Origin of the sequence: Fusobacterium ulcerans ATCC 49185 (genome assembly GCF_900683735.1) — a bacterium.
Lineage (GTDB): Bacteria > Fusobacteriota > Fusobacteriia > Fusobacteriales > Fusobacteriaceae > Fusobacterium_A > Fusobacterium_A ulcerans_A.
The window spans coordinates 2,997,059-3,019,597 of sequence record NZ_LR215979.1 but is presented as its reverse complement, the minus strand read 5'-3'; the positions used below and the strand labels follow the sequence as shown (position 1 = coordinate 3,019,597).

General features: G+C 30.8%; 17 protein-coding genes and 1 pseudogene. 15 read left to right on the top strand and 3 right to left on the bottom strand.

Going from position 1 to position 22,539, the window contains the following annotated elements; genetic code table 11:
* Positions 1–236 precede the first annotated feature (236 nt).
* From rpoB to E0E45_RS13480, 9 genes are all read left to right on the top strand, one after another.
* Entirely contained in the window at positions 237–3,737 is a 3,501-nt protein-coding gene (rpoB, locus tag E0E45_RS13520; protein ID WP_130891653.1) for a DNA-directed RNA polymerase subunit beta, read from the top strand.
* A gap of 122 nt (positions 3,738–3,859) precedes the next feature.
* On the top strand, positions 3,860–7,828 hold the full coding sequence (gene rpoC / locus E0E45_RS13515) for a DNA-directed RNA polymerase subunit beta' (RefSeq protein ID WP_130891652.1): 3,969 nt from the start codon (positions 3,860–3,862) through the stop codon (positions 7,826–7,828).
* Positions 7,829–7,896: 68 nt separating this feature from the next.
* Positions 7,897–8,775: a YicC/YloC family endoribonuclease gene (locus E0E45_RS13510; protein ID WP_130891651.1), complete on the top strand. Its 879-nt coding sequence runs from the start codon at positions 7,897–7,899 to the stop codon at positions 8,773–8,775.
* 8 nt (positions 8,776–8,783) lie between these two features.
* Positions 8,784–9,023: an extracellular matrix/biofilm biosynthesis regulator RemA family protein gene (locus E0E45_RS13505; RefSeq protein ID WP_096401405.1), complete on the top strand. Its 240-nt coding sequence runs from the start codon at positions 8,784–8,786 to the stop codon at positions 9,021–9,023.
* 1 nt (position 9,024) lies between these two features.
* Complete coding sequence (gmk, locus tag E0E45_RS13500; RefSeq protein WP_130891650.1) at positions 9,025–9,579, top strand: guanylate kinase; 555 nt, start codon at positions 9,025–9,027, stop codon at positions 9,577–9,579.
* A 10-nt stretch (positions 9,580–9,589) separates the two neighbouring features.
* Entirely contained in the window at positions 9,590–9,805 is a 216-nt protein-coding gene (rpoZ, locus tag E0E45_RS13495) for a DNA-directed RNA polymerase subunit omega (RefSeq protein WP_005979666.1), read from the top strand.
* The gene (locus E0E45_RS13490; protein ID WP_130891649.1) at positions 9,774–10,793 is read left to right on the top strand and encodes an FAD:protein FMN transferase; all 1,020 of its coding nucleotides are present in this window, start codon (positions 9,774–9,776) and stop codon (positions 10,791–10,793) included. The genes rpoZ and E0E45_RS13490 overlap by 32 nt, the downstream gene beginning before the upstream one ends.
* 90 nt (positions 10,794–10,883) lie before the next feature.
* Positions 10,884–12,902 (top strand): sodium-translocating pyrophosphatase, encoded by a 2,019-nt coding sequence (locus tag E0E45_RS13485; protein ID WP_130891648.1) that lies wholly within the window; start codon positions 10,884–10,886, stop codon positions 12,900–12,902.
* Positions 12,903–13,050: 148 nt separating this feature from the next.
* Positions 13,051–13,644 carry a ComF family protein gene (locus tag E0E45_RS13480; protein WP_130891647.1) on the top strand — a complete coding sequence of 198 codons (594 nt, stop codon included), beginning with the start codon at positions 13,051–13,053 and terminating at the stop codon, positions 13,642–13,644.
* A 169-nt stretch (positions 13,645–13,813) separates the two neighbouring features.
* On the opposite strand, the pseudogene E0E45_RS13475 reads toward E0E45_RS13480, so the two are convergent.
* From E0E45_RS13475 to E0E45_RS13465, 3 genes and pseudogenes are all read right to left on the bottom strand, one after another.
* Positions 13,814–14,764: pseudogene (locus E0E45_RS13475) on the bottom strand (IS91 family transposase); the annotation flags it as partial.
* A gap of 15 nt (positions 14,765–14,779) precedes the next feature.
* Positions 14,780–15,022 (bottom strand): transposase zinc-binding domain-containing protein, encoded by a 243-nt coding sequence (locus E0E45_RS13470; RefSeq protein ID WP_130889724.1) that lies wholly within the window; start codon positions 15,020–15,022, stop codon positions 14,780–14,782.
* Between the two features lie 277 nt (positions 15,023–15,299).
* The gene (locus tag E0E45_RS13465; protein ID WP_130891646.1) at positions 15,300–15,632 is read right to left on the bottom strand and encodes a hypothetical protein; all 333 of its coding nucleotides are present in this window, start codon (positions 15,630–15,632) and stop codon (positions 15,300–15,302) included.
* Between the two features lie 409 nt (positions 15,633–16,041).
* Here E0E45_RS13465 and E0E45_RS17725 point away from each other — a divergent pair, with 409 nt between their 5' ends.
* The 6 genes from E0E45_RS17725 to E0E45_RS13440 all read left to right on the top strand — a co-directional run bounded on the left by E0E45_RS17725 (position 16,042) and on the right by E0E45_RS13440 (position 22,525).
* Positions 16,042–16,179 (top strand): hypothetical protein, encoded by a 138-nt coding sequence (locus E0E45_RS17725; RefSeq protein ID WP_172604199.1) that lies wholly within the window; start codon positions 16,042–16,044, stop codon positions 16,177–16,179.
* 44 nt (positions 16,180–16,223) lie between these two features.
* Positions 16,224–17,120 carry a DMT family transporter gene (locus tag E0E45_RS13460; protein ID WP_130891645.1) on the top strand — a complete coding sequence of 299 codons (897 nt, stop codon included), beginning with the start codon at positions 16,224–16,226 and terminating at the stop codon, positions 17,118–17,120.
* 35 nt (positions 17,121–17,155) lie between these two features.
* Positions 17,156–18,292: a cyclically-permuted mutarotase family protein gene (locus E0E45_RS13455; protein ID WP_130891644.1), complete on the top strand. Its 1,137-nt coding sequence runs from the start codon at positions 17,156–17,158 to the stop codon at positions 18,290–18,292.
* A gap of 305 nt (positions 18,293–18,597) precedes the next feature.
* Positions 18,598–19,602: a LacI family DNA-binding transcriptional regulator gene (locus tag E0E45_RS13450; protein WP_130891643.1), complete on the top strand. Its 1,005-nt coding sequence runs from the start codon at positions 18,598–18,600 to the stop codon at positions 19,600–19,602.
* Positions 19,603–19,645: 43 nt separating this feature from the next.
* Positions 19,646–20,638, top strand: coding sequence for a sialic acid TRAP transporter substrate-binding protein SiaP (locus tag E0E45_RS13445; RefSeq protein WP_130891642.1), 993 nt, complete (start codon positions 19,646–19,648; stop codon positions 20,636–20,638).
* A gap of 33 nt (positions 20,639–20,671) precedes the next feature.
* Entirely contained in the window at positions 20,672–22,525 is a 1,854-nt protein-coding gene (locus tag E0E45_RS13440; protein WP_130891641.1) for a TRAP transporter large permease subunit, read from the top strand.
* Positions 22,526–22,539: the final 14 nt, after the last annotated feature.

Genomic DNA, 22,539 nt, shown 5'->3' with positions numbered 1-22,539 from the left:
TTGGACTTTTAATTTTGAACTAAAAATCTTATTTAATTAAAAAAAATAGGCACTCTTAACCAGAGTGCCTTTTTACTAATTATTAAGGATAACTTAAAAGTATAAATTGTATTACATCATGATGTAAATTTTTGTTTTGGAACAGTGATAATTAATCATTTGGAAATAGATTTTAGCCTTTTATTTTCAAGTGATTAGGTATTAAACTTTAAAGAATTAGTAAGGGGTGTGAATTAATGGGGAAACTCGTTGAAAGATTGAATTTTGGAAGGATAAAAGAAAGAGGAACAATGCCTCATTTTCTTGAGTTCCAATTGGATTCCTATGAAGATTTTCTACAAGCTAAAGAGGCTCCAAATAATAGAAAAGATAAGGGGTTAGAATCAGCTTTTAGAGAAATTTTCCCTGTTGAATCTTCTAATGGAGATATCAAGTTGGAGTATGTTTCTTATGAATTACATGAAGCAGAGCCACCATTAAATGATGAGCTTGAGTGTAAAAAAAGAGGAAAAACTTATTCTACTTCTTTGAAAGTAAGATTAAGACTTATTAATAAGAAAAGTGGAAATGAGATACAAGAGTCTTTAGTTTACTTTGGAGAAGTTCCAATGATGACTGAAAGAGGTACATTCATAATCAATGGTGCTGAAAGAGTTGTTGTATCACAGTTGCACAGATCTCCAGGAGTTTCATTCAACAAAGAGATCAATATTCAAACAGGAAAAGACCTTTTCTCTGGAAAAATTATTCCATATAAAGGTACTTGGCTTGAGTTTGAAACAGATAAAAATGATTTCTTGAGCATAAAAATAGATAGAAAGAAAAAGGTGTTAGCTACTGTATTCCTAAAGGCTATTGATTTCTTCAACAACAATACAGAGATAAAAGACTATTTCTTAGAAACTAAAGAATTAGATTTAGCCTCAATATTCCAAAAATATAAAAACAAAGAAGAACTTTTAAGTGTAATCAGAACAAGATTTGAAGGAAGTTTTATTAAAGAAGATATCTATGATGATGAAACAGGTGAAGTTATAGCAGAAGCGGATGCAGTTATAGATGAAGCTTTAATAGAAAAAATGATAGAATTCAAAATAGAAAAAGTTACTTATTGGGAAGTAAAACCAGAGGATAAACTTTTAGCTAATACTGTTTTAAATGATAGTACACTTACAAAAGAGGAAGCAGTAACAGAAGTATTTAAGAAATTAAGACCAGGAGATCTAGTGACTGTAGAGTCTGCAAGATCGCTTATCAGACAAATGTTCTTCAATCCTCAAAGATATGATCTTGAGCCAGTTGGAAGATATAAAATGAATAAAAGATTAAAACTTAATGTTCCTGAAGATGAAATATTATTAACTAAAGATGATATTATAGGAACAATGAAATATGTAATTAATCTAAATAATGGAAATGGACATACTGATGATATAGATAATCTATCTAATAGACGTGTAAGAGGTGTAGGAGAGCTGTTATTGATGCAAATTAAAGCAGGACTTTCTAAAATGGGTAAAATGGTAAAAGAGAAAATGACAGTTCAGGATTCTGAAACTTTAACTTCTCAATCATTACTTAATACTAGACCATTGAATGCACTTATCTTAGATTTCTTTGGATCTGGACAATTATCTCAGTTCATGGACCAGTCTAATCCATTAGCTGAATTGACTCATAAAAGAAGAATATCAGCTCTAGGACCTGGAGGACTTTCAAGAGAAAGAGCGGGATTTGAGGTAAGGGACGTTCACGATTCTCATTATGGAAGAATCTGTCCTATAGAAACACCAGAGGGACCAAATATCGGTCTTATTGGTTCATTAGCAATATATGCTAAGATAAATAAATATGGATTTATTGAAACTCCATATGTAAAAGTTATAGATGGTAAGGCTGATTTTAATCAAATAGATTACCTTGCAGCGGATGAAGAAGAAGGACTATTTATTGCACAAGCCGATACAAAAATTGGAGAAGATGGGTCGCTTCTTGGAGATGTTGTATGTAGATTTGGCCATGAAATTGTAAGTATCAGTGGAGAGAAAGTTGATTATCTAGATATCTCACCTAAACAAGTGGTATCAGTATCAGCAGGATTAATACCATTCCTGGAGCATGATGACGCCAATAGAGCACTGATGGGATCAAACATGCAAAGACAGGCTGTACCATTATTAAGAACAGAAGCACCATATATAGGAACTGGTCTGGAAAGAAAAGTGGCTGTAGATTCTGGGGCTGTTGTTATTTCTAAAACTGATGGTAGAGTTACATATGTAGATGCACAAAAAATAATAATAGAAGATCCAGAGGGGAAAGAGCATAAATATAGGATGCTTAACTTTGAAAGATCTAACCAATCTATGTGTTTACATCAAACGCCACTTGTTTCTCCAGGGGAAGAAGTAAAAGCTGGAGGAGTAATAGCAGATGGACCTGCTACAAGAGGTGGAGATTTAGCACTTGGAAGAAATATTCTAATGGCATTCATGCCTTGGGAAGGATATAATTATGAGGATGCGATCTTAATATCTGATAGATTGAGAAAAGATGATGTATTTACATCTATCCATGTGGAAGAATATGAAATAGAAGCTAGAAATACTAAACTTGGAGATGAAGAAATAACTAGAGAAATACCTAACATTTCTGAGGAAGCATTGAGAAAATTAGATTCTAAAGGAATAATAACTATTGGTTCAGAAGTTGGACCTGGAGATATACTTGTAGGTAAAACAGCTCCAAAAGGAGAAACTGAACCACCAGCAGAAGAAAAATTATTGAGAGCTATCTTTGGAGAAAAAGCTAGAGATGTGAGAGATACATCACTTAGAATGCCTCATGGATCAAAAGGAACTGTTGTAGAGATTCTTGAACTTTCTAGAGAAAATGGAGATGAACTTAAAGCTGGAGTCAATAAAGCTATAAGGGTACTTGTTGCTGAAAAAAGAAAGATAACTGTTGGAGATAAAATGTCTGGGCGTCATGGAAATAAAGGGGTTGTATCAAGAGTACTTCCTGCTGAAGATATGCCATTCCTAGCAGATGGAACACATTTAGATGTTGTACTTAATCCACTAGGAGTACCTTCACGTATGAATATTGGACAAGTACTTGAGGTTCACTTAGGTATGGCTATGGGTAACTATAATGGTGGAACTCATATTGCTACACCAGTATTTGATGGAGCATCTGAAGATCAGGTCAAAGACTATCTTGAAAAACTAGGATTTCCTAGAAGTGGAAAAGTTGATCTTTATGATGGAAGAACTGGAGAAAAATTTGACAATCCAGTAACAGTTGGAAGAATGTACATGCTTAAACTTCACCACTTGGTAGAAGATAAAATGCATGCTAGAGCGATTGGACCTTATTCATTGGTTACACAACAACCATTGGGAGGAAAAGCTCAATTTGGAGGACAAAGACTTGGAGAAATGGAAGTTTGGGCACTGGAAGCATATGGGGCTTCAAACATACTTCAAGAAATGCTTACTGTAAAATCAGATGATGTTACAGGAAGAACAAAAACTTATGAGGCTATAATCAAAGGTGAAGAAATGCCTGAGCCAGATCTACCTGAATCTTTCAAAGTATTGTTGAAAGAATTCCAAGCATTAGCACTTGATGTTGAATTATTTGACAAAGAAGATAATATTATAAATGTAGATGAAGAATTAAATAAAGAGGATATAACTACTGAGTATTCTCCTTTAGCTGAATTCAAAGATTAACCAATAAAATAAAAAGAACTGTTAGGGATAAACATGGGTTATATATAACAAATAATCCATGTTATCGTCCATATAGATAAATTATATGTAGCTTTATCTCAATTAAGGAGGCTTTGCATTTAATGGGAATAAGAAGTTTTGAGAAAATAAGAATTAGATTGGCGTCCCCTGAAAAGATTGAAGAATGGTCATATGGGGAAATTACAAAACCTGAAACTATCAATTATAGAACTTTAAATCCAGAAAGAGATGGTCTGTTTTGTGAAAAAATATTTGGACCAACTAAGGATTGGGAATGTGCTTGTGGTAAATATAAGAGAATGAGATATAAAGGTCTTGTTTGTGAAAAGTGTGAGGTAGAAGTAACTAGATCTAAAGTAAGAAGAGAAAGAATGGGACATATTTCTTTGGCTGCTCCAGTATCTCATATTTGGTATTCTAAAGGAACTCCAAATAAAATGTCACTTATCATTGGACTATCTCCAAAAGAATTGGAATCTGTATTATATTTTGCGAGATATATAGTTACAGAAGCTGGTGAAAGCAATTTAAAAGAAGGAAAAATCCTTACTGAAAAAGAGTATAAATTGTACAAACAATTATATGGAAATAAATTTGAAGCGCTAATGGGAGCTGAAGCTGTATTGAAGCTTCTTGAAAAGACTCATCTTGAATCATTAAGAGATGAATTAGAAAAAGAATTGGAAGATGTAACTTCTTCACAAAAAAGAAAGAAAGTAGTTAAAAGACTTAAAATAGTTAGAGACTTTATCTCTTCTAATAATAAGCCTGAATGGATGATACTTAAAAATGTTCCTGTAATTCCAGCTGACTTAAGACCAATGGTGCAATTAGATGGAGGAAGATTTGCTACTTCTGACTTAAATGATCTTTATAGAAGAGTTATTAACAGAAATAATAGACTTAAAAAACTTTTAGAAATAAAAGCTCCTGAAATAGTTGTAAAAAATGAAAAAAGAATGCTTCAAGAGGCTGTAGATGCCCTTATTGATAATGGAAGAAGAGGAAAACCAGTTGTTGCTCAAAATAACAGAGAACTAAAATCCCTTTCTGATATGCTAAAAGGTAAACAAGGTAGATTTAGACAAAATTTACTTGGAAAAAGGGTTGACTACTCAGCAAGATCAGTTATCGTTGTTGGACCATCATTAAAAATGAACCAATGTGGAATTCCTAAAAAAATGGCTCTGGAACTTTACAAACCTTTTATTATGAGAGAACTTGTAAAAAGAGAACTTGCTTCAAATATCAAAACAGCTAAAAAATTAGTTGAAGATGCAGATGATAAAGTATGGGATGTAATTGAAGATGTAATTCAAGATCACCCAGTACTTCTTAACAGAGCTCCAACTCTTCATAGATTGTCTATTCAAGCATTTGAGCCTGTATTGATAGAAGGAAAAGCTATCAGACTTCATCCACTAGTATGTTCAGCTTTCAATGCTGACTTCGATGGAGACCAAATGGCTGTACACTTAATGCTATCACCAGAAGCTATAATGGAAGCAAAACTTCTAATGCTGGCTCCAAATAACATTATTTCTCCATCGAATGGAGAACCTATAGCAGTACCTTCTCAAGATATGGTTATGGGATGTTTCTATATGACTAAAGACAGACCAGGATCAAAAGGTGAAGGAAAATGTTTCTCAAATATAGACCAAGCTCTTACAGCTTATAATAATGGAGTACTGGATACTCATGCTATTATTAAAGTAAGAATTAAAGGTGAAATAGTAGAAACTACTCCTGGAAGAATTATGTTCAATGAAATGCTTCCTGAAGTGGATAAACAATACCATGTAACATTTGGTAAATCACAACTTAAAAAACTTATAGCTAGATTGTATGATGAGCATGGGTTTGCTGAAACTGCAGAGCTTATTAATAAAATCAAAGATTTTGGATACCATTATGGTGCTATGGCAGGAGTTTCAGTAGGTATAGAAGATTTGGAGATTCCAGAAGCTAAAAAAGAAATTCTTGCAAAAGCAGATGATGAAGTTGCTCAAATAGATGCTGATTATAAATCAGGAAAAATCATTAATGAAGAAAGATATAGAAAAACTATCGCTGTTTGGTCTGAAGCTACTGAAGCTGTAACAAAGGCAATGATGGATGGACTAGATCAATTCAACCCAGTTTATATGATGGCGAACTCAGGAGCCAGAGGTAACATTTCTCAGATGAGACAGCTAGCTGCTATGAGGGGGAACATGGCCGATACACAAGGAAGAATCATTGAGGTTCCTATTAAAGCGAACTTCCGTGAAGGACTAACAGTATTGGAATTCTTCATGTCATCACATGGAGCAAGAAAAGGACTGGCAGATACTGCCCTAAGAACTGCCGATTCAGGATATTTAACAAGAAGACTTGTTGATATTTCACATGAGGTTATAGTAAATGCAGAAGATTGTGGAAGTGAGCAAGGAATTGAAGTTGGAGAACTTGTATCAGAAGGTAAAGTTATTGAAAAATTAGAAGAAAGAATCAGAGGAAGAGTTCTTGCAGAAGATTTAGTACATGAAGGTGAAGTAATTGCTACTAGAAATACTATGATTGGAAAAGAACTTATAGATAAAATAAGCGAACTAGGTATAAGAAAAGTAAAAATTAGATCTCCATTGACTTGTTCTCTTGAAAAAGGAGTATGTAAAAAATGTTATGGTATGGACTTAGCTAATCATAGAGAAATACTTCTAGGAGAAGCAGTTGGAGTTATTGCAGCTCAATCAATTGGAGAACCTGGGACACAACTTACAATGAGAACATTCCATACAGGAGGGGTTGCAACAGCAGCTACAGTAATAAGTGGAATCAGAGCAGAAAATGCAGGTAAAGTTGTTTATAGAGATATAAAAATTCTTGAAAACGATACTACTGGAGAACAAACAGTAGTAAGTCAGTCTGCTAAAATAATCATTGGAAATTATGACTACGAAATTCCATCAGGATCAATACTTAAAGTAAAAGAGGGAGAAAAAGTTGAAATTGGAACTACATTGGTAACATTTGATCCATTCCATATCCCTATTATAGCTGACCAAGATGGTAGAATTGAATATAGAGAGCTTTATGTAAAAGAAAATTATGATGAAAAGTATGATGTTACTGAGTATATGGCTATTAAACCAGTTGAATCAGGAGATATCAACCCAAGAGTTGTAATATTTGATAATGATGGAAATACAAGAGGAAGTTATACTATCCCATTTGGTGCTTACTTAATGGTAAGAGAGGGAGAAGAAGTTAAAAAAGGGCAGACAATAGCTAAGATCATTAAAGAAGGTGCTGGAACAAAAGATATCACTGGAGGTCTTCCAAGAGTACAAGAGCTATTTGAAGCAAGAAACCCTAAAGGTAAAGCAATGCTTACTGATATAGAAGGTAAAATAGAAGTAACTGGTAAGAAAAAGAAAGGTATGAGAGTTATCATTGTAAAGTCTACAAATGATCCAAAAGATTTCAGAGAATACTTAGTACCAGTTGGAGAACGTCTAGTAGTAACTGATGGTATGCTTGTTAAGGCTGGGGATAAGATAACAGAGGGAGCTATTTCGCCATTTGACGTATTAAACATCAAAGGACTTGTAGCTGCTGAACAGTTTATACTTGAGTCAGTACAACAAGTATATAGAGATCAGGGAGTTGGAGTTAACGATAAACATATCGAAATTATTGTTAAACAGATGTTTAAGAAAGTAAGAGTTATTGATTCAGGAGTATCTCTATTCCTAGAAGATGAAGTTGTTGAAAAAAGAGTTGTTGATATGGAAAATGCAAGATTGAAAGAGTTAGGAAAACCTTTAATCAAGTATGAGCCAATCATTCAAGGTATTACTAAAGCTGCTGTTAATACAGGAAGCTTTATATCAGCTGCTTCATTCCAAGAAACTACAAAAGTTCTTTCTAATGCAGCAATAGAAGGTAAAATTGACTATTTAGAAGGACTGAAAGAAAATGTAATCATTGGTAAAAAGATTCCAGCAGGAACTGGATTCAATGCATATAAAAATGTAAGAGCAGTTGAATTGGAAGGTAAAGAATTAGAATTAGAAGAAGAATAATATAATAGGAATAGGCGACAAGGTCGCCTATTCCTGTATTTGTTTCATCTTTCCTGGAGGAAAAAATTATGAGAAGTATGACAGGATATTCAAAACTTACATACCAAGATGAAAGTTTTGCTATCAACATGGAACTTAAAAGTGTAAATAATAAAAATTTAAATTTAAAAATAAAACTTCCATATAATTTAAATTTTTTAGAAGGAGCAATAAGGACAGAGGTTGCCTCAAAAATTAGCAGAGGTTCTTTAGATCTAAAAATAGAGTTTGAAGATAAAAGAGAGCTGGGGAAACTTTTTGATTATGATAGAAATTTAAGCTCAGCTTATATGAATGTACTTAAAGAGATGGAAAATGATTTTAATGAAAAATTTACAAATAAAATGGATATTTTAGTTAGAAATTTAAATGTTATACAAAAAAATGATTTTGAAATTGATGAAAGTGAGTATTCAGCTTTTATATTAGGAAAAGTGAATGAGTTGCTCATTCCGTTTATTCAAACCAGAGAAGATGAAGGGGATAGATTAAAAACTTATTTCCTGGAAAGAGTAAATGTTCTTGAAGAGAAAATAATTGAAATAAAGAAATATAAAGAAATTGTAGTTGAAAATTATAAAGAAAAACTTATGGAAAGACTTGATAAATTAAGAGGGACGATAGATTTTAAAGAAGAAGATATCCTAAAAGAAATACTTCTTTTTACTGATAAATCAGATATATCTGAAGAAATATCAAGACTTGACAGCCACATGGAACAGTTAAGAAAAGAAATGGAAAGCAAGGATACAGCAGTAGGCAAGAAAATGGATTTTATTCTTCAGGAAATATTTAGGGAACTGAATACTACAGGAGTAAAATGTAACCTGTATGATATTTCAAAGCTTATAGTAGAATGTAAAAATGAACTTGAAAAAATTAGAGAACAAGCTATGAATATCGAATAGGAGGATCTATGAGACCAATTAATATCGGATTTAACAATATGGTGATGGATATAAGAATAATTGCTGTCATAAATCCTGACTCAGCTCCAAGCAAGAGATTGAGAGAGGAAGCAAAACTTCAAAACAGGCTTATAGATGCAACTTTGGGAAGAAAAACAAAAACCTTGATAATAACAGATTCAAATCATGTTATAATGTCAGCTATAAATCCAGAAACGATATCAGCTAGAATAGAGAAAGGAGAATAAAATGCCAAAAGGAAATCTATATGTAGTATCAGGACCTAGTGGTGCTGGAAAATCTACTATCTGTAGACTTGTACGTAAAATGCTTGGAATAAACCTTGCTACTTCTGCAACTACAAGAGAACCAAGAACAGGGGAAGTAGATGGAAGAGATTATTATTTTCTTACTAAAGAAGAATTTCTTAAAAAAAGAGAAAATGGAGATTTTTTAGAAACTGCAACAGTTCATGGAAATTATTATGGAACTCTAAAATCAGAAGTGGAAAATAGAATGGCTAAAGGTGAAAATATAATATTAGAAATTGATGTACAAGGTGGTCTTCAAGTGAGAGATCAATATCCTGAAGCAAATCTTATTTTCTTTAAAACACCAACAGAAAAAGATCTTGAAATGAGATTGAGAGGAAGAAAAACAGATAGTGAGGAAACTATCCAGCTTAGACTTGCAAATTCTATAAAAGAATTGGAATATGAGAAGGAATATGATATAACAATAATAAATTATACTGTAGAACAAGCATGTAATGAATTAAAAAAAATTATAGAAAAAAATAAATAGGAGGCTAATTATGAAAAAAGATATAGTTTATGATGAGTTACTTGATAAAATACCAAACAAATATATATTGACAATAATCAGTGGTCAAAGAGCTAGAGAAATAGGAAAAGGAGCTACACTTTTAACTAAATGCAGCAAAAAAGATACTGATATCAAAAAAGCCTTCAGAGAAATTGCTGATGGAAAGATTGGTTATGAATTTGGTGAAGAAGAAGCTGGTGAATAGTGTGATAAAAAGACTTTTGATAATTTTGCTACTTCCACTTGCTTTTATTGGGTGTACAGATAAAAAGATGCAGAAATTCGAAAGTGAAAAATTTCTTTTTGGAACTTATATAAAGATAACAGTTTATGATAAGGATGAAAAATTAGCCAAAAAAGGGATGGAAGAAGCATTTAATGAAATAGAGAGATTAGATAATAAATTCAACAGCAAGATAAAAACTAGTATAATAGGAAAATTAAATTCAGATCCTGCTATTCCAGTGGAATTAGATGATGAGGGACTAATGCTTTTTTCTAAAGTGAGAGAAGTATATGAACTTTCAGATAAAAAATATGACATAACTATTGGGCCATTATTAAAGGCATGGGGGTTTGGTGAAGTTGGAGAAATTTCTATTCCATCAAAAGAGTGCTTAGCCCAGATACTTACAGAAATAGATTTTGATAAAGTAAAAATAGAGGGGAATCAAATGTACATGGAATCCCCTGTAAATGAAATAGATACTGGATCTTTTTTAAAAGGGTATGCTGTAGCAAGAGCTAAAAAAGTAATGGAAGAAATTGGAATAACAAGTGCTTTTATAACTACCATATCAAGTATAGATGTAATAAATACAAAACCAGAAAATAAACCATGGAGAATAGGAGTGCAAAACCCAGAAAATCCCGAAGATTTACTTGGAATTGTAGAATTAAATGATGAAGGTATGGGAGTATCAGGTGATTATCAAACTTATGTGGAGATAAATGGGAAAAAATATCATCATATATTAGATAAAACAACAGGTTTTCCAGTTCGAGATAAAAAACTGGTAATGGTCATCTGTGAGGATGCTTTTCTAGCTGATTTATATTCAACTGCATTTTTTACTATGCCAGTAGAAAAAGTTATGAAATACGCTGAAAATAATAAAAAAATGAAAGTTTTAATTGTGGATAAGGATATGAATATATTAAAAACAAAAAATCTTAATTTATTTAAAAAATAAGAGCACTTTTTGAATAAAAATACTTGTAATAAATTGAGTTTTCAAATATAATGTAGTGTGTAATTTAAATTAATATAGGAGGATTAAGTAATGGAACATTCGTTGATCTATGTTGGAATAATTGCTGGGATACTTGCATTGATTGCTGCCTTTGGTTATTCTAAAAAAGTGGAAAGTTATCAAATTAACATTCCAAGAGTAGCGGAAATAACAGACGCTATCAGAGAGGGAGCTATGGCTTTCTTACTTGCTGAATACAAAATATTGGTGTATTTCGTAGTAGCAGTAGCTGTATTATTAGGAATTTTCTTAAATATTTCAGTTGCAATAACATTTGTATGTGGAGCTGTAACTTCAGCTGTGGCAGGAAATGTTGGAATGAGAATAGCAACTAAAGCTAACGGAAGAACTTCAATAGCTGCTAAAGAGGGAGGGCTTTCAAAAGCTCTTGATGTAGCATTTGCTGGTGGAGCAGTTATGGGGCTTGCAGTTGTTGGACTTGGAATGCTTTTACTATCTATTATGATAATTATATTCAACTGGGATATGAGTATTGTTACTGGATTTGGAATGGGAGCTTCATCAATAGCTCTATTTGCAAGAGTTGGTGGAGGAATCTATACTAAAGCTGCTGACGTTGGAGCAGACCTTGTTGGTAAAGTAGAAGCAGGAATTCCTGAAGATGACCCTAGAAACCCAGCTACAATTGCAGATAACGTTGGAGATAACGTTGGAGACGTTGCTGGAATGGGAGCAGACCTATTTGAATCTTATGTTGGATCTATTATAGCTGCAATGACTATAGGAGCTACTATAACACATGCAACTGGTAACTTTGGATACCTAATTGCACCTGTACTAATAGCAGCACTAGGAATTATTACTTCTATTTTAGCTACACTAACAGTTAAAACTGATAATCCTGATGAAGTTTATCACAAATTAGAAAATGGAACTAGAATAGCTGGAATCCTTTCATTAGTTGCTTCATTTGGAATAATTAAATATTTAGGATTGGAAATGGGAATATTTTATGCTATTGTTGCAGGATTAGTTGCAGGATTAGTTATAGCTTATTTCACAGGATTATATACAGATACTGGTAAAAAAGCAGTTAACAGAATTTCTGATGCTGCTAAAACAGGACCAGCTACTACTATAATTGAAGGATTAGCAGTTGGAATGGAATCTACAGTTGCGCCTATAATTATTATTGCTTTAGCTATAATTGTTGCTTATATGGCTTCTAAAGATGTATCTGGAATTTATGGAATTTCTGTAGCAGCAGTTGGAATGCTTGCAAGTACAGGAATGGTAGTAGCAGTTGATGCTTATGGACCAGTGGCTGACAATGCTGGAGGAATTGCTGAAATGGCAGAACTTCCACATGAAGTTAGAGAATGTACAGATAAGCTTGATGCAGTTGGTAACTCAACAGCAGCAGTTGGAAAAGGATTTGCAATTGGATCAGCAGCTCTTACAGCTCTATCTCTATTTGCAGCTTATAAAGAAGCAGTACAAACTTCAACTCCAGGATTTGATTTCATTATAGAAGTAACAAACCCAGAAGTAATAGCTGGTCTATTTATTGGAGGGATGCTTACTTTCCTATTCTCTGCTCTTACAATGACAGCAGTTGGTAAAGCAGCTATGGAAATGGTTGAAGAAGTAAGAAGACAATTTAGAGAAATCCCAGGAATCATGGAAGGAAAGGGAAAACCTGACTACAAGAGATGTGTTGAAATTTCTACTCACTCTTCATTAAGAGAAATGATACTTCCTGGAGTACTTGCAATAGTAGTTCCAGTAGCAGTAGGAATTTGGTCAGTTGAAGCTCTAGGAGGATTATTAGCTGGATCTCTAGTTACTGGTGTGCTAATGGCTATAATGATGGCTAATGCTGGTGGAGCATGGGATAATGCTAAGAAACAAATCGAAGCTGGATACAAAGGAGATGGAAAAGGATCTGACAGACATAAAGCTGCAGTTGTTGGAGATACAGTTGGAGATCCATTTAAAGATACATCTGGACCATCTCTTAACATTCTTATCAAATTAATGAGTATTGTTTCACTAGTTCTAGTACCATTATTTGTAAAATTTATGTAATTATGTTATAATAAATAAAATGCTTTGGGGACAACCGAATGGTTGTCCTTCTTTTTTTACTATATGAAAATTATACCCTATATTTGAATTATTTAATAAATATGTTAAAATGTATGTAAGACAAAAAGTATTTAGGAGGTCATCAGGTATGAAGTTAAATCCTATAAAATTAGAAGGGGTATGGAATGAAGGCTATGCTCTGGATTATTTTACAACTAAAAGTGAATATAAGGGTGAGGATATATTTGGATATCCAGAGTTTGATGTAACATATAGTGAAATAGGAAAAGCACTGAATGAATTAAAATATCATAAAGATTATCTTAAGGCAGTAGAAATAGCAGATGAAATAGCAGATCACATTACAAATGAATGGAATCTTCTTGACAAAATAGATGGAATAATTGCTGTTCCTCCTTCAAAACCTAGAATAATACAGCCATTATTTCAATTAGTTAAACTAGTTGGAGAAAAAGTTAAAAAACCTATATCTTTAGATTTTTTTAGCAAACTTACTCCAGAAGAGATAAAAAATCTTCCAGTGGAAAAAAAATTAGACCTTTTTAAAAACAGCATAAGAAAAAATAGAGATCTAACTAGAAAAGGAAATATTCTTCTTATAGATGACTTATACAGCACAGGAACAACTTTAAAAAGTCTTTGTACATTATTGAAAGATGATACTAATGTAGAAAATATATATGTATTAGTAGTCGCAAAAAGCAGTATAGATGATAAATAGAAAAGAAGAGCTCTAAATGGGCTCTTTTTTTATTTTTTCTTAGGAAATTATAATTTGATAAATTTGTTGAAAAAATAAAAAATATTAATTATTTTGTATTCATACTAGATATATTAATTGAATAAGATTAAAATTGACAGCACAAAAAAGCTGATTGTTAATCAGCTATTTAGCGATATTCTTTCCAGCAAATGGAGCCTGTATGTATATTAAAATATGATATTTTTTTAACTTTCATTCTGGTATTACATTTAAAACAATAAAAAGGATTTACTCCAAAAGCTTTCCATATTTCAAGTTGATAAAAAGTAAAATTGGAATATTTAGAGACATATTTTCTCATGAATTTCATGATGTTTTTAAGTTCTGATTTAATATTTCTAGAATAGATTCCAAAGCGCCTAATCATTTTGAAATGTTTAGGGGGAATGTGAATAATTAATTTGGAAAGAAATGTTTCTGCATCTAAAGTAAGCTCAATTCTTTGTTTATCATCAGCAAGACTTTCATAATAGAAAGTAACCTTATTATCATAAAAATCAATAATTTTATATTCTGCGATAGGAGCTCTTGCTAGATATCTGCCAATATATTTAATTGCATAAATATTATTATTTAAATCATTTTTTGCAACATTGAAAAAGAATCTTGTATTTTTGCGATAAAGGTAGTTAGCAGCAGCATAAGCTTTAGCTTTAATTTCAGGCTTGTCATAATTTCCAGATTTAACAATATCAATAACCATTTTTTTCCATTGTCCAGCAATGGAATTGACATGAAAATATTTTTTTTCAAGAAATTGGTAGTTTTTATTGAAACCACCTAAAGTAACAATAGCATGAATATGAGGGTTCCATTTAAGATCGCGTCCAAAGGTGTGAATAACAGTAATCAATCCATAATGAATGATATCTGAGTTAGTAAAGTATTTAGAAGAATATTTTGAAATTTTATGAATTCTTTGATTTTTTGCTTTAATGTTATGAAATTGATATTTAAAAACATCATTAACAGCATAAGCAAGCTTAGTTAAAAGATCTCTATCATAGAAGAAAAACATTCTAAGTTCTTCAGGAATAGTAAAAAGGACACTTCTATGTTTAACATCAATAAGAGAAGTGGAAGTTTTTTCAGTTCAAAGAGCAGAATAACGTTTACCGCAGGAAGGACAAAATCTAGATTTACAAGTAACTTTAATTTTATGCGCATCATGACAATTAGGGCATTGAAGAGAGAGAAAAGATTTATCAATAGAACAAGCTAAGAATTTTTGAATAGTCTGTTTAACATCCTCAAAATGCTCATTTTTAAAATATTTCTTGATTTTACCTAAAAGATTTGTTATATTGATTTTAGAGATAATATGTTTGATTTGCATGTATGTCTCCTTTGTATAATTAGGGTGGTAACTATATTATACAAAAAAGAGAGCTGAGTAAAACATTTTTTTAAATGTTACTCAGCTTTTTTTATTAAAAATGTTAAAATAGAAAACAATTTTAAAATTGGGGGAGTCTAAAATTGTTTTCTATATGGGGAATTATGAGGGAAATACTTAAAAGAAAATTATTTTTATTTATATAAACTGACTAAAAAGATAATAAAGGAATAAAGCTTTATTTATACTTAATAGCCAGCTTTTTACTTAAGGAACATTAGAATTTATAATTCCATCCAACAATAAAGTCTCCATAATAATTATTACTATCAAAAGATTTTCCATCATTAACTTTCTCCATATTCCTAATTTCATACCCATATTTTAAATAAACATTTAAGTTTGTATTAACTTGATAATCTGCACCTAAATAAATTCTATTTCTTCCAAAATCTTCATATCTTCCAACTGTATCTTTAGCTCTTTTATCTCCATCTTTAAATTTGTCTTCTACAGTTAAAGTGAATCTACTGAAATAATAAAGTATTTTAAAAAAATGTAAAGTCTTTTTTATAAAATAAATTATATAAAATGTATATAAATAGATCATTTTTTTCTGTTTGAGAAATAAAAAATTAAGTAAAAATTTAATAAAATCAATGGATAGAAATATATATATTTTTTTAATAGTTACTGTAAAAAATAGTCCTATTTTAATTTGTTATGTTCTAAAAAATAAAAAAATGTTGACAAATAAAATTATATGAGTTATTATCAAGAAAATGAACACGAGAACATTAATGAGAAATGTAATAGTTTATATTCCCTTAAAGTTATTTAAGTAAATATAGTTATGGGTTAGGATGTTTATATGAAGAATGGAGTATGTTTTTTTCAAGTATATTTTCTTATTTTCCAATTTTATTGAGATTATATCAAGCAGATCTTATTAAAGATATTGATACTATTGCAAAATTAGAAAAGGAAGTAACTATATTATAGGAGATCTTATTTAGAGTATGTACAAAGCAAGTGACAAATTTTATGCAAAGACAATTATGTCAGAATTTCCAATGAGACTATTTTCTTCTTATCAAATATTTTTAGAAGATATAGTTGAAAAATATATGTTAGAGATGAAGAAATATTTGCTGTAATGGTTCAGATAGTTTAATTTTTAAAATATTTTGGAGGAATTTAAATGAATAATAAGAATCAACTTATTAATGTATTCTATATTATTTTAATGGGTTTTGGATTTCCTTTAATGAGATATATGAGCATACATTTTGATACAATTAATAATAATGCTGTTAGATTTTTATCTGGTGGAATTTTATTTATCTTAATTTGTTTATTAAAATTTAGAGATGATTCTAAAAAAATATTTAATTCTCCTAGTCTAATTTTAAAATTATTGATATTAAGCTGTCTTATAAGTGGAAATATGTATTTTTTTATAAGTGGATTAAAAAAAACATCTGCATTAACAGGAAGTATTTTTGGAATTTTAGCAATGCCATTAGCTATGATTATGGCTTCTATTTTCTATGAAGATGAAAGAGAAAAGATAAAAAATAGAAAATTTATAATAGGAAATATTATAGCTATTGTAGGATCTTTAATTTTTGTTACAAATGGAACTAAAATGTCAGGAGTAGATTCTAATTTTACTTTAGGAGGATTATTTTTGATAAGTGCTATTTTTATACAATCTATTCAAAATTTAATTGTAAAAAATATATCTAAAGATATTAATAGCATCGTGATAAGTGCAGTAACAGCGACAATGACTGGAATAATATATCTATTAATAGCAATCAATACAGGAAGAACATGTCAATTATATGAAACTAGTACAGCAATGGTAATAGGACTTGTTTTTGCAGGAATATATGGAATGTTAACTGGAATGATGATGGCTTTTTATATTGTGCAAAAACAAGGGGTAGTAATTTTTAACAGCATTCAATTAATTGTTCCGCTTTCTACTGCTATTGTAGGATATTTTACTTTAGATGAAAAAATTGCTTTATTACAATGTTTAGAGGCAATAATTGTTATTTTTGGCTGTGTAATAGCTTTAAAGAAAAAATAAATAATAATAAATAATAATAAATAAGGAGGCTTATCATGAAAAAATTTGTTTTTGCTGCAATATTATCTGTATTAGTTTTAGGAGGATGTACTTCAACAGAAGTAAAAACACCAGGAGTAGAAAGAAAAATAACCTGGGAACATGCTGGTAATTTACCTGCACAAAAAGGATTTGAAAAAAATATAGGAACTGCAGGAATGTTATCAGGAGTTCTTGAAGGAAAATATGTAGTAGTAGGTGGTGGGGCAAATTTTCCATATGATACTGTATTGAATGGAGGGACAAAAAAGCTTTATTCTGATGTATATCTTTTAGAAGAAAAAGATGGAAAATTAACAGTAAAAGAACACATAAATTTAGACAATGAAATTGGTTATGGAGCATCTGTAACTGTAAAAGGTGGAGTTTATTACATTGGGGGAGGAGCAACTGCAGAGGCAGATAATGATATATTATTTCTAAGTATGAAAAAAGGAAAACTGAATATAGAAAAAGTAGGAGATTTACCTTTTACTTTGCAAAATGGAACAGCAGTAGAAAAAGATGGAAAACTATATATTATAACTGGAAAACAAGATGGAAAAGCTACAAATAAAATGTATGAATATGATCTTGCAACAGGCAAGTCAAAAGAATTAGCACCTGTACCAGGAGCAGAAACTAGAACACAGGCTGTATCTCAAATACTTGATGGAAAATTATATGTATTTAGTGGTGGAGATTCAATTGCGTATACTGATGGATATAAATATGACTTCACAGCTGATAGATGGACTTCAGCAGCTTCTGTAGAATTAGGAGGAAAGGGAATATCTCTTCTTGGAGCTTCTTCAGTAAAATTGAATGAAAAGGAAATGATGGTAATAGGTGGATTTAATAAAGATGTATATGATAATGCAGTAGCTAATCTAAGTTCTTTAAAGGGAGAAGAATTAGCAAGATTCAAAGCTGGGTATTTTGGGGCAAATCCTACTGAATTTAACTGGAATAGAAAAATACTTATATATAATTCTGATAATAATTCTTGGAAATCTATAGGAGAAATACCATTTGATGCACCATGTGGAGAAGGATTAGTTTTGGTTGGAAACAAAGTATTTTCAATAAATGGAGAAATTAAACCAGGTATCAGAACAAGTAGAATGTACATTGGAACTATAATTAAAAAATAGCTAAAAATTTTAAGAAGAGGATATGATTGAGTTATAAAAAAGATTAGAAGTTTTAATAAAAAATTTTAAAATTTAATCTGATTCTTACTCAAATTTTATCTTCTTTTTTTATGGAAAAATGTAGAAATTTCTTTTAAACAACCTCTGTTACTTGGTATGCAATAATCATTTTAGAATATATAAAGAACCTTTTGTTTTGAAATAGTATTAAAAAAACTTAAAAAAATCATTGACAAACTTAAGAATAAAAGTTATATTTATATTAATGAACACGCGAACATTTTTAGGAGAAGGTGATTTTAAATATGATTACACAGAAGGAAATAGCAGAAAAATTAGGGATCAGTAGAACAACAGTTGCTAGAGCTATAAATGGTAGTTCATTGATTAAAGAGGAAACTAAGAATAAAATACTTGAGCTTGTAAAAGAAATGAATTATGAAAAAAATTATATAGGAAGTTCTCTTGCAGGAAAAAGGGTAAAAAAAGTTTACTGTTTAGTGATCAATTCTAAAAATGTTTTTTATACTCAAGAAATAATAAGAGGTTTAGGAGAAGCTGAAAAAGAGTTTAAGGCGTATAATTATAAATTAGAAATAATAACAAATGATATTAATGATCCGGAAAATCAAATTGAGGAATTAAAGAAAGTTCTTGGCACAGGAGATATGGATGGCTTGATTATAACACCTTTAGCAAAAGAAAAAGTATATGATATATTAAAGCCACATTTAGAAAAAACTAATATAATTTCTTTGGGAATAAGGCTTCATGAAAATATACCTCATGTAGGACCTGATCATTTAAAACAAGGAAAAATATCTGGTGGTATAATGAGTGCTCTTCTTAGAAAAGGGGAAAAACTTTTAATTGTAGACAATGGTGATGATAAAATATCTTCAAAATTATATTTAAAAGGATTTTTAGAAAGAGTAAGAGAAACAGATATTGATATAGTAGGGCCATTAAAAGGGAATGGAATAGAAAAAAGTATAGAAATTTTACAAGAAATATGTCTAAAAGAAGAGATAAAAGGAATCTATATAAACAGATATGCACAGGATATTTTTGAAAAGCTGCCTTCAAAAATATTAAATGATAAAAAAATTGTAACAAATGGAATTGGAAAAAATATCAAAAGAATGATAAAAAATAAAATAATAACAGCAACTGTAATGGAAGAAATAGCAACTGAAGGATATAATGCAGGGAAAAAAATGTTTGATATTTTATATAAAAATGATGCAAAAACTGGGAATTGGGAAATATCAAAATCACATATTATCTTCTATGAGAACTTAAATGATTAAAAACATAAATTAAAAATAAATTAAAAACAGGAGGTTTAAATTTATGAAAAACACATTAAAAGTTTTAGGGTTAGGGACAATGTTATTTGGTGTAATGACAACAGCAGCACTTGCAGCAGAATATAATTTAAAAATGGGAATGGTTCCAGGAACTTCATCTAATGAATATAAAGCAGCAGAATTTTTTGCAAATAAAGTAAAAGAGGAATCAAAAGGAAGAATAGAAATAGCTCTTTTCCCAAATGGTCAGCTTGGAGATGACAGAAGTATGCTTGAACAGGTATCAGGAGGAGCTTTGGATTTCTCATTTACAGAAATTGGAAGATTTGCAATATTTTTTCCAGAGGCTGAAGTGTATGTATTGCCTTATATGATAAAAGATTTTGACCACGTGAACAAAGCTACTTTTAATACTGAATTTGGAAAAAATTTAATAAATAAAATAAATGAAGAACTAGGAATTACTATTTTGTCACAGGCTTATAATGGAACTAGACAAACAACTTCAAATAGAGCTATTAATTCAATTGAAGATATGAAAGGATTGAAATTAAGAGTTCCAAATGCAGCATCTAATCTAAACTTTGCAAAATATACAGGAGCAGCTCCTACACCTATGGCTTTTTCAGAAGTATATCTTGCACTTCAAACTAATTCAGTAGATGGGCAGGAAAATCCATTATCAGCTGTAAGGGCCCAAAAGTTTTATGAAGTACAACCTTATCTTGCTATGACTAATCATATATTAAACGATCAGTTATATGTAGTTGGAAATGAAACTTTAGAAAGTCTGCCTGAAGATCTTCAAAAAGTGGTTAAAGAAGCAGCTAAAGAAGCAGCACAATATCATACAAAATTGTTTGTGGATGAAGAAGCTAGTTTGAAAGACTTTTTTGTACAAAATGGTGTAAAAATAACTGAACCAAACTTAGATGAATTCAAAGCAAAAATGCAGCCTGTATATGATGAATTTATTAAGAAAAATGGAAAACTTGGTCAGCAGGCAGTAGATGAAATAACAGCAGCTGGAAAATAAATTGTGTAAAAAGAGATAGGGTGGTAAAAATAGATGAAAGTTTTTGATAAATTAGAAGAATGGATAGGAGGAACACTTTTTGTCTGTATGTTTATAATACTTGTAATGCAGATAGTGGCAAGACAAGTATTAGGAACACCTCTTATGTGGAGTGAAGAATTATCAAGTCTGTTGTTTGTATATGTAGGAATGCTGGGAATTAGTATGGGTATCAGAAACCAGCAGCATGTACTTATAGATTTTCTTTGCAGCAGATTTTCTCCAAGAATGCAGAGAGTTGCATTTACTATTGTACAGATAATAATTTTTATATCTATTATTTTTATGGGGTATTTAGGAAATAATCTTTATAAGAAAAAATGGATATTTGAACTGGTATCATTAAAAATATCAGCAGGATGGATGTATATAGCTCTTCCTATTGTAGCAATACTTATGATGATACGTTTTTTTCAAGCATACAAGGAAAATTATGATAATAAAAAAGTAATATTACATCCAGGAATTTTTTTAGCAGCTTTGATAATTATTGTAGGATTAATAATATATGACCCTAAAATATTTAGAATATTCAGATTAGCTAATTACTATAAGTTTGGACCTATAGCAGGATATGTAACTATTGGAGTTTGGCTGGTAATGATTTTTATGGGAGTACCTGTTGGATGGTCTCTTATGGCAGCAACAATATTCTACTTTTCAATTACTAAATGGAATGTTATATATTTTGCCTCTGCTAAATTGGTAGATAGTCTTAACAGCTTTAGTCTTTTAAGTGTTCCTTTCTTTGTATTAACAGGAATACTGATGAATGGATCCGGTATTACAGAAAGAATATTTAATTTTGCAAAAGCTCTGCTGGGACATTTTACTGGAGGAATGGGACATGTAAATGTAGCTGCATCTCTTATTTTCTCAGGAATGTCAGGGTCAGCTATAGCAGATGCTGGTGGACTTGGACAGTTGGAAATAAAAGCCATGAGAGATGAAGGATATGATGATGATATTTGTGGTGGAATCACAGCAGCTTCATGTATAATAGGACCTTTAGTACCTCCAAGTATAAGTATGATAGTATACGGAGTAATTGCTAATCAATCTATTGCTAAATTATTTCTTGCAGGATTTGTTCCAGGTGTTCTTACTACAATAGCTTTAATGATAATGAATTATTTTGTATGTAAAAAAAGAGGATATAAAAAAGCTAAAAAAGCTACTTTTAAGGAACAGGTTGAAGCCTTTAAAAAATCTTTTTGGGCTTTAATAACTCCATTCATCATTATTGGAGGAATATTTTCAGGATTATTTACTCCTACAGAAGCAGCAGTAGTTGCAGCAGCTTATTCAGTTTTCTTAGGAGCTTTTATCTATAAAGAACTTACTATAAGATCGTTTTTTAAACATTGTGTTGAAGCTATGGCAATCACTGGAGTTACAGTTTTAATGATAATAACAGTTACATTCTTTGGAGATATGATTGCCAGAGAACAGATAGCTATGAAAATAGCAGCAGGATTTATGAAATATGCAAGTTCTCCATTGACTGTATTAGTAATGATAAACTTATTATTACTATTCCTTGGAATGTTTATTGATGCTCTTGCTCTTCAATTCCTTGTACTCCCTATGCTTATTCCAGTAGCAGACAAAGTAGGAATAGATTTAGTTTTCTTTGGAGTAATGACAACATTAAACATGATGATTGGAATACTTACTCCTCCTATGGGAATGGCTTTGTTTGTAGTAGCACAAGTAGGAAAAATGTCTGTAAGTACAGTAACAAAAGGTGTACTTCCATTTTTGATACCAATATTTGTAACACTGGTATTTATAACTATATTTCCTGGAATAATAACATTCCTTCCTAATTTAATAATGGGAGGATAGTAGAAGAGAGGTAA

Excerpts from the sequence above, each read along its gene's own strand:
- rpoZ (WP_005979666.1), top strand. The coding sequence starts at position 9,590 with ATGAAAAAAGATATAGTTTATGATGAGTTACTTGATAAAATACCAAAC.
- E0E45_RS13485 (WP_130891648.1), top strand. The coding sequence starts at position 10,884 with ATGGAACATTCGTTGATCTATGTTGGAATAATTGCTGGGATACTTGCA.
- E0E45_RS13450 (WP_130891643.1), top strand. The coding sequence starts at position 18,598 with ATGATTACACAGAAGGAAATAGCAGAAAAATTAGGGATCAGTAGAACA.
- E0E45_RS13480 (WP_130891647.1), top strand. The coding sequence starts at position 13,051 with ATGAAGTTAAATCCTATAAAATTAGAAGGGGTATGGAATGAAGGCTAT.
- E0E45_RS13445 (WP_130891642.1), top strand. The coding sequence starts at position 19,646 with ATGAAAAACACATTAAAAGTTTTAGGGTTAGGGACAATGTTATTTGGT.
- rpoB (WP_130891653.1), top strand. The coding sequence starts at position 237 with ATGGGGAAACTCGTTGAAAGATTGAATTTTGGAAGGATAAAAGAAAGA.
- E0E45_RS17725 (WP_172604199.1), top strand. The coding sequence starts at position 16,042 with ATGTACAAAGCAAGTGACAAATTTTATGCAAAGACAATTATGTCAGAA.
- E0E45_RS13455 (WP_130891644.1), top strand. The coding sequence starts at position 17,156 with ATGAAAAAATTTGTTTTTGCTGCAATATTATCTGTATTAGTTTTAGGA.
- E0E45_RS13505 (WP_096401405.1), top strand. The coding sequence starts at position 8,784 with ATGAGACCAATTAATATCGGATTTAACAATATGGTGATGGATATAAGA.
- E0E45_RS13510 (WP_130891651.1), top strand. The coding sequence starts at position 7,897 with ATGAGAAGTATGACAGGATATTCAAAACTTACATACCAAGATGAAAGT.
- E0E45_RS13465 (WP_130891646.1), bottom strand. The coding sequence starts at position 15,632 with ATGATCTATTTATATACATTTTATATAATTTATTTTATAAAAAAGACT.
- E0E45_RS13460 (WP_130891645.1), top strand. The coding sequence starts at position 16,224 with ATGAATAATAAGAATCAACTTATTAATGTATTCTATATTATTTTAATG.
- E0E45_RS13490 (WP_130891649.1), top strand. The coding sequence starts at position 9,774 with ATGAATTTGGTGAAGAAGAAGCTGGTGAATAGTGTGATAAAAAGACTT.
- E0E45_RS13470 (WP_130889724.1), bottom strand. The coding sequence starts at position 15,022 with ATGCAAATCAAACATATTATCTCTAAAATCAATATAACAAATCTTTTA.
- gmk (WP_130891650.1), top strand. The coding sequence starts at position 9,025 with ATGCCAAAAGGAAATCTATATGTAGTATCAGGACCTAGTGGTGCTGGA.
- E0E45_RS13440 (WP_130891641.1), top strand. The coding sequence starts at position 20,672 with ATGAAAGTTTTTGATAAATTAGAAGAATGGATAGGAGGAACACTTTTT.
- rpoC (WP_130891652.1), top strand. The coding sequence starts at position 3,860 with ATGGGAATAAGAAGTTTTGAGAAAATAAGAATTAGATTGGCGTCCCCT.